Below are 15532 nucleotides of genomic sequence, written 5' to 3'. Positions count from 1 at the left end.
ATCAGTTTTTCAAAGGATTGAAATCACTTTTCTTGATCAGCTCACCTATATCTGTTAGCATGGAAAGTTTGCCTCCATAAGTTTTGGTCAGTAAGTCTTCTGTCAAGACTTTTTCTGTAGGCCCTGAAGCAATAAGGTGCATATTGAGCATAATAAGCCAATTGAAATACTTCCCTGCAGAATAGATATCATGGTGAACGACGATCACGGTTTTTCCAGTGGCAGTCATTTCCTGAAATAAACCCACCAAAGCTTTCTCAGTACTCATGTCCACACCTGCAAAAGGTTCATCCATAAAATAGATATCAGCCTGTTGGGCCAATGCACGGGCAATAAAGACTCGCTGCTGTTGACCACCGGACAACTCACTGATCTGTCTTTTGGCAAAGGCTTTCATATTGACCTTTTCAAGGCAATCCATAGCCAATTCTTTTTCCTTTTTGCCTGGCCGCTTAAAAAGCCCTAGGTGGTGGTAGGTTCCCATCATGACGATATCCAAAGCAGAAGCAGGGAAGTCCCAATCTACCGACTCACGCTGTGGTACATAGCTTACGCGGTCTCTAACCTGGTTTAAATCTTGGTCAAAAATCTTTGAATATCCGCTATTGGCTTCTATCAATCCCATAATTGCCTTAATCAAAGTGGATTTACCAGCACCATTGGGACCAAGAATTCCAATGAGGTTTCCTGCTGGCAAAGTAAGGTCAATATTCCAAAGGACTGGGTTTTGGCCGTAACTGACCATCAGGTCATGTACTTCAACTACCGGATTGTTTATTTGTTCTATCATTTTGATTTCAAGTTTTGTACGATGGCATCCACATTGGTTTTTACCATGCCCAAATAAGTTCCTGCTGGTCCTTCAGGGTCGCCAAGGCTGTCAGTGTAAAGTGGCCCGGCCAATATTACATCATGGCCTTTTCTCTTGCACCCTTCAACTACTGCTTTAATGGCTTTCGGAGAAATGGATTGTTCTATGAAAATGGCCTTAATATTCCTCTCAATAATAAAGTTCACCAGCTTGGACACATCATTTAACCCTGGTTCACTCAATGTGGAAAGACCTTGCAGTCCTTTGACATCGATCTGATAGGCCTTTCCAAAGTAGGAGAAAGCATCATGGGCCGTGATTAGAACCTGGCCTTGATTGGTGATGTTTTTGATTTCATCGCCAGCATATTGGTCTAATACGGTCAATTGCGCCTGGTACCTTTCCCAATTAGCATTCACATAATCAGCCCATTCTGGTTTTTTTTCAAGGATAGCATCCTTTAATTGTTCCATGGCCAAACTCCAGAGTTTTACATCAAACCAGATATGGGGATCTACAGTATTGGCAAATGCTGGGCTGGAGATCAAAAGGGTGGGAGGGAGGAGTGCCCCCACATCAATGACCTCATGGGTTCTACTAAACTTATGCAGTACTTCAACCATTTTTCCCTCGAGATGTAGGCCATGGTAAACGACCAAGTCTGCATCAAACAGTAAATCCAGGTCCCGTTGGGAGGCTTTGTAAAGGTGAGGGTCAACACCCACGGCCATCAAAGGAGTGACAATGGCACTGTCACCCACCAATGCCCTTACACCATCAGCCATGATATTGGTAGTGGCCGTAATGCGAAATTTACCTTGGTCTCCTTTGCGGTCAAACTTACATGAGGAAAGAAGGATGGTAATAAGAGTAGTAATTAATACCAGTCTTGTTTTCATCATGATTGTATAATTAGAATATTCCCTGCCACATCTTTAGACATGAACAAGGTCTTTTTATTGTCAACAAGAATCTCCAATGAACCATCGAATTCCACCTTGTCCAAAATTTTAATTCTAGCACCTATATAAGCCCCCACCTTATCGAGGTATCTTAGGAAAGCGGCACTGCTATCTTTTACTGCTACAATCTGCCCAGAATCATTTAATCCGAGGTCGTTTAGTGGAACCCTTGGACGGGCTTTTACATCACCAAATTCATCAGGAATAGGATCACCATGAGGGTCGTATTTTGGGTTGCCCAAGAAGTCATCAAGACGCTGGATGAGGATGGTGGATTTGATGTGTTCCAACTCCTCCGCAACATCATGAACCTCATCCCAGCTGAACATTAATTTTTCCACCAAGAAGACTTCCCACAGCCGGTGCTTTCTGATGATTTGTAGGGCGGACTTTTTCCCTTCCTCAGTAATGGTCACACCGTAATATTTCCTGTAGTTGATAACTTCTTTGTCGGATAATTTTCTGAGCATGTCGCTTACAGAAGCAGGCTTGGTCTTCATCTCTTTTGATAGGTCATTGGTGGAGACATTATGTTTACCACCGTCTGACAAATGATAGATGGCCTTGAGATAATTTTCTTCTGCGTAGGTTAAGCTTGGCATTAAGTCATTTTTAAAGTTGATAAGTCAAATATAATAATTTAGATAATACTAAAAAAATATTTCAATAAAACCTAAATCGCTTGTGGATAACTCGATTTGTTTTGTGATTATTGTTTTAGACTTAGCTAAAAAATAAATTAGTTTTAAACTAAATATTTTGTAAGTATTTGTTTGTTAGTGGTTTTTCTATTCGTTGAACCAACGTGTCTTCGTTAGGGAATTAGTTTTAAACGAGTTTCCTAAAAGCCGGACAGAGTTTTTTAACAGGGGGAGAAGTGGATAACTTTTATAAAAATGTGAATTGATAAGCTCGCTTAGACTTTAAAATAGAGCAGATGTGGTAGCATGGATACTACCTGAAGAAATGGATGGTTCATGAACAAAAGCTTTTGGAGCCTTAGTTGTTTGAGTAAAAAATGTAAGTCCTTTGGCTATCCGGGATAGCTTATTTTGTCCTTAATTATTTAAAAGTTCTGCGACCAGTGTCTGTAATTTTTTCTTTTCGGCTTCCCATAATACCTCCTTGGAAACAGTGGTTAGGAACAGTTCGGTTTCAAGAAGTTTTTTAAGTTCATCCAAGCTCTTTTCCGGGTTTAAAAAGTCTAAAGCTACACCCGCAGGATAAGGTGAAATGAGGGATTCCCAAAGCTTGTTTTTTGGAATGATTACAGGTAGGCCAAGTGCTAATGCTTCATAAATTTTTGTTGGGATTTTGGGCCAAATGCTTGGTGTTTTTTGATAGGGTAACAGCAGTATGTCCGAGGCTTTCATTCGCTCATAAATCTGGCTCTGCGGAATTGGTTTTTTACTAATATTAAGCAATACATTTGGGATGTTTTTGGCTGTATTTTCTAGGGTCTTTTTAAAGCCATCCAATGGTACATGACCTATGATTTCCAAGGTAGCTTGAGGCAATTTTTCTTGGATATATTTAAACCAGTATAGTGCATCTAAGCTTCCGTACACAGGAGAAATAGTACCTGTAATAACAAATTTGAGGGAGCTCGACTTGAGTTTAAAAGGAGCTTGTGGTATGATTTTTCCAGCATATTTGTTTTCCAAAACAGTAAAATTGGAAATATAAGGGAACTCATCGACGTAACATTGCTCTGCAAAAAAGTATTGATCAATGGATGAATTGGTGATTTTTTCCACAAACTGTATATACTTTACCGGTGCTGTTTTAAGCCAATTAGGAAGGGTATGGTTGTGTTGAATGTTTTTGGTGTAGTTTTCCTGAATATCATAAATCAATTTAAAGCCCATTAATTTTTTAATGAATGCAGCAGCGAGTAAAAGCTCATACGTCGTAACAATTACCAAGTCTGGTTTGTACTTGGCTAAGTGGTATGCAAAATTTAATGGTGCAAAAAACCTAAAAGGATGGAGTCGATGTCTGCTAAAAATTGTTGAATATTCAATATTTGCGATTTTGGGCGTTTTTTTTTCTAAAAATCCTATGATGTTAATGTGGTATTTATTTGTTTCACGAAGTGAAATTGCAAGTTTACCAAAAGCCCTAGTATCCGTAACTGGTTTCAATACTGAGGCAATGACTACTTTGGCTTTTTTCATTTAAAACTTGAGATACTATCAGAGCGAATCTAATATAAATTTATGGAATTACAGACTATCATTGAAAAGGCCTGGGAAAACAGGGAGTTGTTAAAGGAAAAAGATGTTCAAATATCCATCAAGACGGTTATTGATGATTTGGACACAGGGAAAATCAGGGTGGCCGAGCCTGTAGAAGGAGGAGAATGGAAGGTAAATGACTGGGTGAAAAAGGCGGTGATCCTTTATTTCCCCATTCAAAAAATGAGAACTATAGAAGTAGGGCCTTTTGAATTCCATGATAAAATGGCACTGAAAAGCAATTATGCCAAGCATGGTGTAAGGGTGGTTCCTCATGCAGTAGCCAGATATGGCGCATTTCTTGCAAGTGGGGTAGTAATGATGCCTTCTTACGTGAATATCGGTGCTTATGTGGATAGTGGTACCATGGTGGATACTTGGGCTACTGTAGGCTCTTGTGCCCAAATTGGCAAAGATGTTCATTTGAGTGGTGGTGTTGGTATTGGTGGTGTTTTGGAGCCAGTGCAGGCAGCTCCGGTGATTATTGAAGATGGTGCATTTATTGGATCAAGAGCAATTATCGTAGAGGGTGTGCACGTAGGTAAAGAAGCAGTTATAGGCGCTGGTGTAACTTTGACTGCTAGCTCTAAAATAATCGACGTTACAGGTGAAGAACCGAAGGAATACAGAGGTTATGTACCACCAAGATCAGTTGTGATTCCTGGTTCCATTACCAAGAAATTTGCAGCAGGTGAATATCAAGTACCATGTGCTTTGATCATCGGTCAGCGTAAGGCATCGACGGATCGCAAAACATCTTTAAATGATGCTTTGCGTGAAAACAATGTCGCAGTATAAAAATGTAAATGATGAATTTTAAAAGATCAGTTTTAGCCTTGTGTTTGGGAACAAGTTTGATGTGGGGATGTGGAAGCAAAGGAGGATCTGAAGGAGATACTTTATTTGAGCAGGGCCAATACCAAGAAGCAATTGATTCTTATTCAGATGAACTAGCTTCGAAGCCAAAAAATGTAGAAACTTTGTATCGAAGGGGAAGGGCTTATGAAGAGCTTGGAGATCTTGAAAATGCAAAAAAGGACTTTGAAGCGGGTTATAAGATTAATCCTAAAAATGTAAAGTTGCTGCTTGCCTTGTCCAACCTCTATCAAAAACAGGATAACTTCGAACGTTCCTTGTTATATGCAGATTATGCTGTGGAAGTGCCTGGAGCTCCTGCCACAGCTTATTTCATGAAGGGAAGGGCGCTTCATCAGATTGGAAACACGGAAGAAGCCTTGAAAGAATACAGTAATGCGATCAAAATGGATGAGAATTATGGTCAAGCTTATTATTATAGAGGTGTCTTAAAGTATGCGACCAAAAAAAGGGGATCCTGTGATGATTTTAGAAAAGCATCTTCTCTTAACTACAAAGCGGCTGAAACTGCCTTAGAGAAATATTGTCAATAGATTAAATTAAGAGCATAAAAAAAGCTGATCCGATTTTATTTGGATCAGCTTTTTTGTTTTGACCTAAATTCAAAACAAATTATTCTCAATTTCTGGTTCTTTTTCTTCCTTTGCTGGATTTGGTTCTTTTTCCTTATGGTCACAAAGTTCATCGGAATGAAGTTGTCCAAATCCGGAGCAAGTTTTGCAAGCGCTGATTTCTTTCAAACTCCCTTTACATTTAGGACAGGTAAGTCTTCCTTGTCCCTTACATCGCGCACATTGAAAGTATTCTGTTATATTGAAAATATTCTTTTTTGTCACCAGTCCAGAACCTTGGCAACGACTGCAACCCACAATTCCCTTACCGCGACAATACTGGCAATCCTGTTCAAGAACTTTTTTGCCCTCACAGGTAAAACAGGTATGATACCTGTAGCCTCTGTGGTCACAGAGATCACAGTCTTTGATCGCTTTTAAGGGGGCTTCCAGCCTTTTTTCTAGTCCCTTGGCTTCCTCATAATGATCCGCTTGAAAGCCATTTATTTCTAAGTATTTATGAAGAAAGTTACTGCTGTTATCGTACTGCTTGAGTTGGAAAAGCGTCTCTGCAAAGTAGTAAGGCATTTCCGAAGGAATAGGGACACCACTATCAATGATTTGTCTAAAATATTGGTTTGCCCGTTCATAATCTTCTTTTTCAATGGAAGACTTTGCTAACTCCATCAACTTACTGGTTTGGCCCAGATTGGGGGAGTTTTGGGCTTTCAAGGCACTTGAAGCCATGAAAAGAAGAAGTACAAAAGAAAGCTTGATGGTTTTGTTGAGTATTGGAAACTTACCCATAAGGATAAGTAGTTTATTGCATTTTAGCATATTCGGAACAGGGTATTCTTAATGATAATTTAAAGAACTCAAATTTGATTGATATGTCCTTGGTTTTTTTGAAAATTTTAAGGTTAATTAACGAAATAAAGCATTTCTTAATAAGTTTAATTATAACAATTCGGTAATATGTCAACATAAATCAAACTTTTATTTACGTATTTTTTAGATTTTTGGTATATTATAATGAATTGAATAAAATTGAGGCAGGGTTATTGTTAAATACCTTTCTAAATCATCTCATTTATCTTTTAAAACCATAATTTTTAATCATGATCAAAGATATCCTAAGCAATATTGGGCCAGATGTGATCTCTAATATCACTAGCCAGTTTGGTTTGACGGAAGACCAAGCATCCCAAGCAGTGGAAACCACTAAGCAATCCTTAACCACAACAGCTACTAAAGAAGCTGGATCTGGCAATTTTGATGGACTTCTTGCCTTAGTAAATCAAGGAAGTAGTGCTGCAGGAACCAGTACTTTCGAAAAATTTGCCAGTAACCTTGCGGGGGACTATATTTCAAAATTGGGGATTTCTCCAACTATTGCCAAACAGGTTACCGGTTTTGTTTTGCCTTTGGTTTTGGATAAAATAGCAGCCCAAACTGGAGGAAATGCTGGAAAGGCAGATTTAATGAAACTGATTGGTGGGAGTGCCGGTGATTTACTGAAAGGCAAGGTAGGAGATATGCTGGGAGGATTGGGAAACTTATTTAAATAATTCACTATACAATAATCACAACAATTATGTCAAAAACAATAACAAGTATTGAAGGAATCGGCCCGGTAAATGAAGAAAAATTAGGTAAAGCCGGAATTAAAACTGTAGAAGCTTTATTAGAAAAAGGAGCCTCAAAAAAAGGCAGAAAGGAATTGGCTGAAGTCACTGGAATCGATGAACATAAGATTCTGACTTTTGTGAATATGGCGGATTTGTTCCGTATTTCTGGAATAGCCAGTCAATTTGCCGAGCTATTGAAAGCTTCCGGTGTTGATACCGTCAAAGAACTGAGAAATAGAAATGCTGAAAACTTGCATAAAGCACTTACTGAAACCAATGCTGAAAAGAAATTGACCAGGGTAGTTCCAGCTTTGAGCCAAATAGAGGACTTTATCAACAAGGCCAAAGAACTTGAGCCTATGGTCACTTATTAGACTAACCTTGTGTATTTTATACCTTAATCGGATAATCCGGTTAAGGTATTTTTTTATATTTTACTTTCAGCCAATCACTTTATAGATATGAATTCCATAGAAAAATTTCAGCAACAGATAGTTGATGGTTATGCAACTAAGAAGGACTTTATTGTTTTGGGAACAGGTATTTTAGAAAAGGAACCTATCAAGGGAGCGAGTATAAAAGTTCCATTGAAAACCCTAAACAGGCATGGATTAATTGCTGGTGCCACAGGTACTGGAAAGACCAAAACCTTACAGGTAATTGCAGAGCAGCTGTCTTTAAAAGGTATTCCAAGTGTCCTGATGGATTTAAAAGGGGATTTGTCAGGTTTGGCCCAAGCTGGAAGTATTAATGACCATATTACTTGGAGAAGTGATATGATCGGTGTGGAATACACGCCTCTGGGGCTTCCTGTTGAATTACTGACTTTGAGTCAAGAAAAAGGAGCGAGGCTGAAAGCTACAGTGACGGAATTCGGTCCCATACTGATGTCACAGATTTTAGAACTCAATAATACCCAAAGAGGCATTATGGCCATGGTTTTTCGCTATTGCGATGTAAAGAAGTTGCCACTTTTGGACTTGAAAGACCTTAAAAAAGTATTGCAGTACATCATCAATGAAGGCAAGGAAGAAATCAAGGAAGAATATGGAACAGTGTCATCGGCGTCTGTGAATACGATTATGAGAAAGATCATAGAGTTGGAGCAGCAGGGAGCAGAGCAGTTTTTTGGTGAGGTTTCGTTTGATGTGGATGATTTGGTAAAAGTACAAGATGGCAGAGGTGTGATTTCAATCATACGATTGACTGATATTCAAAGCCGCCCAAAATTGTTTTCTACCTTTATGTTAAGTCTGTTGACAGAAATTTATGAGACTTTTCCCGAGCAGGGAGATCAAGACAAGCCTAAACTATGTTTGTTTATAGATGAAGCCCATTTGGTCTTTGACAATGCCTCAGATGAGTTGGTGGAAAAAATAGAAGCTATTGTAAAGCTTATTCGTTCAAAAGGGGTAGGAGTATATTTTTGTACCCAAAGCCCAACAGATATTCCTGAAAGTGTTTTGGGTCAACTAGGTTTAAAAGTACAGCATTCCTTAAGGGCTTTCACGGCTAAAGACAGAAAAGCAATTCAAAAGGCAGCGCAAAATTACCCAATTTCTGAGTTTTATGATACAGAGGAAGTGCTCACTGCTATGGGGATTGGTGAAGCATTGGTCACTGCATTAAGCGAAAAGGGAATGCCCACGCCTTTGGCGCATACATTGATGCGGGCACCTGTCAGCAGGATGGATATCTTGTCAGAAGCAGAAATTAAGGACTTGGTGGACGGATCCCAGTTGGTTCTCAAGTACAATCAAAACATAGATAGAGAGAGTGCTTATGAGATGTTAGGTAGAAAGATCAGCCATTCAGAAGAAAATGCAAAGGAAGCCGGAGAGGCTGTTCAGCAAGCTTCCAGAAAAGCTAACCGGAAAAAGGAAGAAGATAGTTTTTTTGAAGAGATATCTAAAAATACCATGGTCAGACAAATTGGAAGGACGATTTTCAGAGAATTGACAAGAAGTATTATGGGGACTTTGTCAGGAAAAAAGAGATAAATTTTAAATAAATTAGGATGTATAATATTTATAGAATATTTTGAGTAAAAAATGCAATAATTGCTTTTTTTATTTTTGATCAAGTCTCAATATTTTTACACTTATGTTAAAAATAGGAGTAATTGGCGGTGGTGCAGCTGGTTTTTTTGCTGCAATCCATGCAGCCAAAAATGGAGCTGATGTTACAATTTACGAGAAGACCAACAAAACACTTTCAAAAGTAAAGATATCCGGCGGTGGGCGATGTAATCTTACCCATGCTGCATTTCAGGTTTCTAAGCTCATTAAGAATTATCCCAGAGGGGCAAACTTTCTCAAAAAAGCCTTCAAACAGTTTCAGGTAAGAGATACCGTGGAATGGTTTGAAAGCCGTGGCGTAAAGTTGAAAATTGAAGCTGACGGTAGGATGTTTCCCATTTCGGACGAATCACAAAGCATCATAGATGCCCTAAAGAGAGAAGCTGAAATTCTGGGCGTGAAGGTTTTGCTAAAAAGCCCTGTTATTAGGATAGAAAAAGAAGGAGATGGTTTTTTGTTACATTTAAATGAAAGAACAACCAACGTAGATCGACTTATTGTAACTACTGGGGGAAGTCCAAAACTGGAGTCCTATAAAATTTTGGCTGACTTAGGCCATACCATTGAAGCTCCAATTCCTTCATTATTTACTTTTAATTCACCAGATGCTGAATTAAGAAAATTGCCCGGAATATCCGTACCAGATGCCTATGTGAGATTGGAAGGTACCAAGTTGGCATATCAAGGACCTCTACTGATCACCCATTGGGGGATAAGTGGACCCGCTGTGCTAAAATTATCTGCATTTGGTGCCCATTGGTTACATGATCATTCGTATCGTGCCAATGCTCATATTAGATGGAATGCAGCGTTGAAGGAAGAGGAAATTCGAAACGAACTGCAGACTTATAAACATAAGCACCCTAAAAGAAAGGTGGTATCACATCAACTGTTTGATTTGCCAAAACGCTTATGGGAACATTTAATTGGTAAATCGGATATTTCCAATTCAAATACATGGATGAATATTAATAAAAAGCAAATAAATAGTTTGGAACAACAAATTTTTTGCTATATATTGCATGTAAGAGGGAAAACTACCTTCAAAGAGGAGTTTGTTACGGCAGGTGGAGTAAGGCTAAGTGAGGTAGATCCTGCCACGATGGAAAGTCGTTTGGTACAGCATTTATATTTTGCTGGTGAGGTATTAGATTTAGATGGGATTACAGGTGGTTTTAACTTTCAAGCGGCTTGGACCACCGGATTTATAGCAGGAGTTTCTCCAAATTTGAAAATATGAACAACGGGGCAACATATATGGTAAGTAGTAGGAACATTAACATGGAAAAAGTTCAAGAAATGTCTGAAGGAGATTTGGCATTTCAAAAGGAGCTTCTGCTCGCAATTTCCAATTCTGTATCTGAACTTAAAGAAAGGTATCGAGAAGCCATTGATAGAAAAGACGAAGAACTTATCCATCAGGCTCGTCATAAAGTTCGGCCCACAGTTACCATATTTGAACTCAGAAATTTGAGTGAGGTTTTGGATGATGGCAGAAAACTAATTGCTGCTGCTGGTATGGATGCCAATTTTGACAATCATTTTCAGGAATTTTTGAAAGCTACCGATGACTTGCTTCGAGATATAGAAGAAGGTGATCTAGGAATTAATTGATTTAAGTAATTTATTTTTTTCATTTTTCAATATAGTCTAACTTGTGCTTCAATTCATTTAGCACAAATTAGCTCATGTCTTTAATAACAAACTCATCTTACCCAGGGCCTCCAGCATTATATTTCAATGGTCATTTTGAGACTATATTCCCCAGTATTTTCAGAAAGATAGAAGGTGTAAGCTACCAAAGGGAGCGAATAACTACGCCAGACCAGGATTTTCTGGATTTGGACTGGAGCAATGTGGGTAGTGAAAGTTTACTCATTATATCGCATGGTCTGGAAGGTAGTTCAGGAAGGCATTATGTAACTGCTTTGGTCAAGCTTTTTAATCAAAGAGGTTTTGATGTTTTGGCATGGAATAACCGCTCCTGCAGTGGAGAAATGAACTTGAGTCAAAAGATGTATCATCATGGAGCCTCATATGATTTAAAGACTGTGGTGGACTATGTTTGCAAGGCTTATCCTTATGAGCATATTTATTTGTCGGGGATTAGTATGGGAGGAGCCCAAACGCTGAAGTACCTCGGTGAGGAGAATGTGAATATTCCGACCCAGATTCGAAAAGCGGCGGTATACAGTACGCCATGTAATTTATCAGACAGCGCTGCCACCCTCAAGTATGCCAGTAATTATTTCTACAGAAACAAATTTTTATCTAAGTTAAAAGTTAAAATGGCCCAAAAAGCCGATCAATTCCCTGGACTATTAGATTTAGAGTTACTTGAGAGAGTGAAGGATTTTGACACTTTTGACACTCATTTTACAGCCAAACTTCATGGGTTTGAAGATGCCAATGACTTTTATCACTCCGTTAGTGCTGACAATTGGATGAGCAATATTATTACTCCTACACTGATTGTAAATGCTTTAAATGACCCTTTGCTTGAAGGAAGGTGTTATCCAATAGAATTGGCTGAAAAACATTCCAATATTTATTTGGAAATGCCCAAACGGGGAGGGCATACAGGTTTCGCTTTAAAAGGAGAGGAATTCACTTGGGTAGAACACCGGATGTTCCAGTTTATTAATTCTCAGGATAATCATGATGTTTGAAATGGTTTTTTAATTGTTAAGCTAAACTTTTAGCTACATGATTAGTTTTTCATAGAATCGAAAAAGCTTATATTTAATCATTAAACTCAAAAATATGCGGTATCTTTTTTATAATATAACAATTATCCTCATCCTACTAGTAGCTGTTTTATCTTATTATTATGAGCAGTGGATTTGGGCATTTATTGTAGTAATTCCATTGACCATCGTAGGAATTTATAATCGCTTTCAAACAAAGCATACTATCCTCAGAAATTTTCCTCTACTAGGCTATTTCAGGTATATGTTTGAAATGATAGCTCCTGAGATCCAGCAATACTTTATTGAGAGAAGTACAGATGGAAAACCTTTTAGCAGAAACCATCGGGCTTTGGTATACCGAAGGGCAAAAAACGTGAATGATACTCATCCATTTGGAACACAATTGGAAATCACCGGGGAAAATTATGAAGCGATTAGACACTCTATCTATGCCACACCTCCTGTGACCAAGATTCCACGGGTAATCGTAGGGAGTAAATTATGTCATAAACCTTATAGCGCTTCAGTTTTGAATGTATCGGCCATGAGTTTTGGGTCTTTGAGTAAGAATGCCATTTTGGCTTTGAACAAAGGTGCAAAGAAAGGCCACTTTTATCACAATACTGGAGAAGGTGGATTGTCCACTTACCATTTGGATGGAGGAGGAGATTTGGTTTGGCAGATTGGGACAGGGTATTTTGGATGTAGAACAGAAGACGGAGATTTTGATCCTGATAAATTCAAGGAAAGAGCTGCCCATGAACAGGTGAAAATGATAGAAATCAAAATTTCCCAAGGGGCAAAACCCGGGCATGGAGGTGTACTTCCAGCTGAAAAAAACACCCCTGAAATAGCAAAAATTAGAGGTTTAAAGCCATATACAACTGTGATTTCCCCTCCCAGTCACCGTAAATTTTCTAATCCTCAAGGGTTGGTTTCATTTATTTCAGAATTGAGAGAGTTAAGTGGTGGGAAACCTATTGGGTTTAAGATTTGTATTGGGCGGACAGAAGAGTTTATAGACCTTTGTGCCGAAATGAAAAAATCTGGAATCGTTCCGGATTTTATTACGGTTGATGGCGCAGAAGGTGGCACAGGGGCTGCCCCTTTGGAGTTTTCAGATTCTGTGGGAATTCCTTTGGAACCGGCATTGATATTTGTCAATAGGACTTTGGAGAAGTTTGGGCTGAGGCAAGAAGTAAAGGTAATTGCGAGTGGAAAGGTGCTGACAGCTTTTTCAATATTGAGAATGCGGGCTTTGGGAGCGGATATTTGTAACTCTGCTAGGGCTTTTATGTTCAGTGTAGGCTGTATTCAGGCTTTACGTTGCAATACCAATGATTGTCCAACTGGTGTGGCCACCCAAAATAAGATGTTGGTAAAAGGGCTAGTGGTGGATGATAAGGCAGAACGGGTATATAATTTTCATCGAAATACCATGCATGCTGTTTTGGAATTATTGGGAGCTTGTGGCGTAAAACATACCAATGAAATAGATATCAGCATGTTTGTCAAGGGGGATGAAATGGTTGCCCTAACCAATAAATATTTCCCAGACTCCGTATTGAATAGGGTAGATTAAAAAATAAAAGGAGGTCAATGACCTCCTTTTTTAGTAAAATCTTTTTAGTGCCAACTCAGCGACAGTCCCGCCTATGGATAAAGAACTGGTTGCTGCTGGACTTGGTGCATTCAGTACATTGATGGCATGTGCATTTTCTGTAATGGCAAAATCGTCCAAAAGTCCTCCTGTTCTATCACAAGCTTGGGCTCGGACACCGGCTCCACCATCCACCAAATCATCTTCTTTGATGTCCGGAATCAATTCCTGAAGCGCTTTAGTGAATGCTGCTTTGGAAAAAGAACGGTAATATTCTCCTAAGCCTGTTTTCCAATACTTACCAGCCACCTTTTGTAGACCTGGCCAAGTGATGGATTCTTTGAATTCCTTTAAGTTAAAGTCTGTTCTTTTGTAACCTTCTCTTTTGAAAGCCATGACGGCATTGGGACCAGCTTCTACGCCTCCTTTCATCATTCTGGTGAAGTGAACACCAAGGAACGGGAAGTTGGGATCAGGAACTGGGTAAATAAGGTTTTTGACCAAGTATTCTCTTTCCTTCTTCAGCTTATAATATTCACCGCGGAAAGGAATGATCTTGACATCGAGATCCAGTTCTCCATTCATATCAGCCACCTTATCAGAGTACAATCCAGCACAGTTGATAACCAATCTAGAGATTAATGTTTTACTTGAAGTGATTACTTCAATAAGATTATTTTTATGATTGATTTTCAAAACTTTATGTTTTGTAAATATTTCACCACCAATGGTTTTGAATATTTCACCATACGCTAAAGCTACCTTCTTATAATCCACAATGCCAGTTTGTGGAACATGCAAAGCAGCCACTCCTTCACAATAGGGTTCGTAGTGTTTTAACTCGTCCAAAGAAATCTGTCTGGTACCTTCCAAGCCATTTTGAAGCCCTCTTTGTAGTAGGTTTTGTAGCAAAGGAATTTGGTCGCTTTTGGTAGCCACCACTACTTTTCCTGTCAGTTCAAATGGAATGTTTTCTTCCTCGCAAAAGCGAACCAATTCATGGTAGCCATTGATGCAATTAGTAGCTTTTAGTGAACCTGGCTTATAGTATAATCCAGAGTGGATTACCCCAGAATTATTTCCCGTTTGATGTTTGGCCAATTCACCTTCTTTTTCCAGAATAGCCACTTTCAAGGAAGGGTTTTGCTGTTTTATTTTAAGTCCAGTGGCCAGTCCTACAATGCCGCCACCAACAATTGTGATATCGTATGTCATATAATTGGTTAGTCAGGGAGAGTCATGCAATTAATCAATGCACTTTCATTAACAATTACAAATATACATTACAATGTCAGATTGATAAAGCTTACCACAGCAATTCATGGGCTGATGGAATGTAAAATAATACAAAGTGTTAAACTAGTTGAAAATCAGCGTGTAAGAGTGGTTTATTAACTTATATGTCAATGTGTGGGTATTAATATCTATGATTATCACTAGTTTTGGACAAAATTTAACTACCAGAATATGAAAATTAAACTGCTTTTAGCCAGCTTAGTTATTGTTATTGCCACACTTTCCAATGTTCATGCCCAGTCAAAATCTGATATATATTATAATATTGGAGGAGGGATAGGAGTGGAAGGAAATATGGGTATTCCGGGAATCAACATCAGCAATGATTTGAATTATTACCTAAACAAAAGCTTGTCCCTAAATCCTTCGCTGATATTTTTCCAGTCAACAGATTTTTCTGAGAGAAAAACAGCTTCCAACCCTTATCCAGAGTTGGCTGATAAGAGCACAGCGCTTTTAATGAACTTTGCATTTCAAGCAGATCTCCTGAATACCAATAATGGCTTGGATGTGGGCTTAGCAGCGGGACCTTCCTATCATTATGGGGTAGATAATTATTTTAGGGGTTATGGTAATGATGAGCATAACGTATTGGTATCAAACGGGTACCAAAGAATCTCTAGAAGCCAAATTGGACTTCTCACTCAACTGTCTTTTGATTGGATAGGAAATCAAGCCAATCGCAAGCAATCTATTGATCTTTCTGTGACTGGCTATGATGGCTATTATGGTTGGCATGCTATGTTGACCTATAAAGTAGGGTTTTTGCTAAAGAAGTAACTATTGCGCCATTTCAGGAATGA

The 15532-nt window shown here is 38.7% G+C and carries 16 protein-coding genes; 10 read left to right on the top strand and 6 right to left on the bottom strand.

Going from position 1 to position 15532, the window contains the following annotated elements; genetic code table 11:
* Window position 1: 1 nt before the first annotated feature.
* The 4 genes from JL001_RS18460 to JL001_RS18445 form a co-directional block, all read right to left on the bottom strand.
* A complete protein-coding gene (locus tag JL001_RS18460) occupies window positions 2-790 on the bottom strand; it encodes a metal ABC transporter ATP-binding protein (protein WP_200978860.1) in 789 nt (262 codons plus the stop codon).
* Window positions 787-1713, bottom strand: a complete 927-nt coding sequence (locus JL001_RS18455) for a metal ABC transporter solute-binding protein, Zn/Mn family (RefSeq protein WP_236252887.1) — start codon at window positions 1711-1713, stop codon at window positions 787-789. Before JL001_RS18455 ends, JL001_RS18460 begins: the two co-directional genes overlap by 4 nt.
* On the bottom strand, window positions 1710-2375 hold the full coding sequence (locus JL001_RS18450; protein WP_200978858.1) for a metal-dependent transcriptional regulator: 666 nt from the start codon (window positions 2373-2375) through the stop codon (window positions 1710-1712). Before JL001_RS18450 ends, JL001_RS18455 begins: the two co-directional genes overlap by 4 nt.
* Before the next feature lie 456 nt (window positions 2376-2831).
* Complete coding sequence (locus JL001_RS18445) at window positions 2832-3950, bottom strand: glycosyltransferase (RefSeq protein WP_236252886.1); 1119 nt, start codon at window positions 3948-3950, stop codon at window positions 2832-2834.
* 42 nt (window positions 3951-3992) lie between these two features.
* On the opposite strand from JL001_RS18445, the gene JL001_RS18435 reads away from it, so the two are divergent.
* Together JL001_RS18435 and JL001_RS18430 are read left to right on the top strand one after the other, a co-directional pair.
* Window positions 3993-4808, top strand: a complete 816-nt coding sequence (locus tag JL001_RS18435) for a 2,3,4,5-tetrahydropyridine-2,6-dicarboxylate N-succinyltransferase (protein ID WP_200978853.1) — start codon at window positions 3993-3995, stop codon at window positions 4806-4808.
* Between the two features lie 8 nt (window positions 4809-4816).
* Window positions 4817-5419, top strand: a complete 603-nt coding sequence (locus JL001_RS18430) for a tetratricopeptide repeat protein (RefSeq protein WP_236252885.1) — start codon at window positions 4817-4819, stop codon at window positions 5417-5419.
* Window positions 5420-5488: 69 nt separating this feature from the next.
* Here JL001_RS18430 and JL001_RS18425 read toward each other — a convergent pair whose 3' ends face one another.
* Window positions 5489-6244, bottom strand: coding sequence for a molecular chaperone DnaJ (locus JL001_RS18425; protein ID WP_236252884.1), 756 nt, complete (start codon window positions 6242-6244; stop codon window positions 5489-5491).
* 311 nt (window positions 6245-6555) lie between these two features.
* On the opposite strand from JL001_RS18425, the gene JL001_RS18420 reads away from it, so the two are divergent.
* The 7 genes from JL001_RS18420 (at window position 6556) to JL001_RS18390 (ending at window position 13415) form a co-directional block, all read left to right on the top strand.
* The gene (locus JL001_RS18420; protein ID WP_200978851.1) at window positions 6556-7005 is read left to right on the top strand and encodes a DUF937 domain-containing protein; all 450 of its coding nucleotides are present in this window, start codon (window positions 6556-6558) and stop codon (window positions 7003-7005) included.
* Between the two features lie 26 nt (window positions 7006-7031).
* Window positions 7032-7439: a DUF4332 domain-containing protein gene (locus JL001_RS18415; RefSeq protein ID WP_192010292.1), complete on the top strand. Its 408-nt coding sequence runs from the start codon at window positions 7032-7034 to the stop codon at window positions 7437-7439.
* An 87-nt stretch (window positions 7440-7526) separates the two neighbouring features.
* Window positions 7527-9065 carry a helicase HerA-like domain-containing protein gene (locus JL001_RS18410; RefSeq protein ID WP_200978849.1) on the top strand — a complete coding sequence of 513 codons (1539 nt, stop codon included), beginning with the start codon at window positions 7527-7529 and terminating at the stop codon, window positions 9063-9065.
* A 103-nt stretch (window positions 9066-9168) separates the two neighbouring features.
* Window positions 9169-10383, top strand: a complete 1215-nt coding sequence (locus tag JL001_RS18405) for an NAD(P)/FAD-dependent oxidoreductase (protein ID WP_200978847.1) — start codon at window positions 9169-9171, stop codon at window positions 10381-10383.
* On the top strand, window positions 10380-10757 hold the full coding sequence (locus tag JL001_RS18400; RefSeq protein ID WP_200978845.1) for a hypothetical protein: 378 nt from the start codon (window positions 10380-10382) through the stop codon (window positions 10755-10757). Before JL001_RS18405 ends, JL001_RS18400 begins: the two co-directional genes overlap by 4 nt.
* A gap of 74 nt (window positions 10758-10831) precedes the next feature.
* Window positions 10832-11812 (top strand): YheT family hydrolase, encoded by a 981-nt coding sequence (locus JL001_RS18395; protein ID WP_200978843.1) that lies wholly within the window; start codon window positions 10832-10834, stop codon window positions 11810-11812.
* Between the two features lie 94 nt (window positions 11813-11906).
* The gene (locus JL001_RS18390) at window positions 11907-13415 is read left to right on the top strand and encodes an FMN-binding glutamate synthase family protein (RefSeq protein ID WP_200978841.1); all 1509 of its coding nucleotides are present in this window, start codon (window positions 11907-11909) and stop codon (window positions 13413-13415) included.
* Window positions 13416-13445: 30 nt separating this feature from the next.
* Here the strand turns inward: JL001_RS18390 and lhgO are convergent, their stop codons facing one another.
* Window positions 13446-14648 carry an L-2-hydroxyglutarate oxidase gene (gene lhgO, locus JL001_RS18385; protein ID WP_200978839.1) on the bottom strand — a complete coding sequence of 401 codons (1203 nt, stop codon included), beginning with the start codon at window positions 14646-14648 and terminating at the stop codon, window positions 13446-13448.
* Between the two features lie 252 nt (window positions 14649-14900).
* Between lhgO and JL001_RS18380 the strand changes: the two genes are divergently transcribed.
* Window positions 14901-15509, top strand: a complete 609-nt coding sequence (locus tag JL001_RS18380; RefSeq protein WP_200978838.1) for a hypothetical protein — start codon at window positions 14901-14903, stop codon at window positions 15507-15509.
* Window positions 15510-15532: the final 23 nt, after the last annotated feature.

The organism is Echinicola sp. 20G (assembly GCF_015533855.1).
Taxonomy (GTDB): domain Bacteria; phylum Bacteroidota; class Bacteroidia; order Cytophagales; family Cyclobacteriaceae; genus Echinicola.
The sequence above is the reverse complement of the archived record's forward strand: the minus strand, read 5'-3'. Positions and strand labels throughout refer to the sequence as shown.

Bases quoted from the DNA above. Each gene is read 5' to 3' on its own strand.
- JL001_RS18460 (WP_200978860.1), bottom strand. From the start codon at position 790: ATGATAGAACAAATAAACAATCCGGTAGTTGAAGTACATGACCTGATG.
- JL001_RS18455 (WP_236252887.1), bottom strand. From the start codon at position 1,713: ATGATGAAAACAAGACTGGTATTAATTACTACTCTTATTACCATCCTT.
- JL001_RS18450 (WP_200978858.1), bottom strand. From the start codon at position 2,375: ATGCCAAGCTTAACCTACGCAGAAGAAAATTATCTCAAGGCCATCTAT.
- JL001_RS18445 (WP_236252886.1), bottom strand. From the start codon at position 3,950: ATGAAAAAAGCCAAAGTAGTCATTGCCTCAGTATTGAAACCAGTTACG.
- JL001_RS18435 (WP_200978853.1), top strand. From the start codon at position 3,993: ATGGAATTACAGACTATCATTGAAAAGGCCTGGGAAAACAGGGAGTTG.
- JL001_RS18430 (WP_236252885.1), top strand. From the start codon at position 4,817: ATGATGAATTTTAAAAGATCAGTTTTAGCCTTGTGTTTGGGAACAAGT.
- JL001_RS18425 (WP_236252884.1), bottom strand. From the start codon at position 6,244: ATGGGTAAGTTTCCAATACTCAACAAAACCATCAAGCTTTCTTTTGTA.
- JL001_RS18420 (WP_200978851.1), top strand. From the start codon at position 6,556: ATGATCAAAGATATCCTAAGCAATATTGGGCCAGATGTGATCTCTAAT.
- JL001_RS18415 (WP_192010292.1), top strand. From the start codon at position 7,032: ATGTCAAAAACAATAACAAGTATTGAAGGAATCGGCCCGGTAAATGAA.
- JL001_RS18410 (WP_200978849.1), top strand. From the start codon at position 7,527: ATGAATTCCATAGAAAAATTTCAGCAACAGATAGTTGATGGTTATGCA.
- JL001_RS18405 (WP_200978847.1), top strand. From the start codon at position 9,169: ATGTTAAAAATAGGAGTAATTGGCGGTGGTGCAGCTGGTTTTTTTGCT.
- JL001_RS18400 (WP_200978845.1), top strand. From the start codon at position 10,380: ATGAACAACGGGGCAACATATATGGTAAGTAGTAGGAACATTAACATG.
- JL001_RS18395 (WP_200978843.1), top strand. From the start codon at position 10,832: ATGTCTTTAATAACAAACTCATCTTACCCAGGGCCTCCAGCATTATAT.
- JL001_RS18390 (WP_200978841.1), top strand. From the start codon at position 11,907: ATGCGGTATCTTTTTTATAATATAACAATTATCCTCATCCTACTAGTA.
- lhgO (WP_200978839.1), bottom strand. From the start codon at position 14,648: ATGACATACGATATCACAATTGTTGGTGGCGGCATTGTAGGACTGGCC.
- JL001_RS18380 (WP_200978838.1), top strand. From the start codon at position 14,901: ATGAAAATTAAACTGCTTTTAGCCAGCTTAGTTATTGTTATTGCCACA.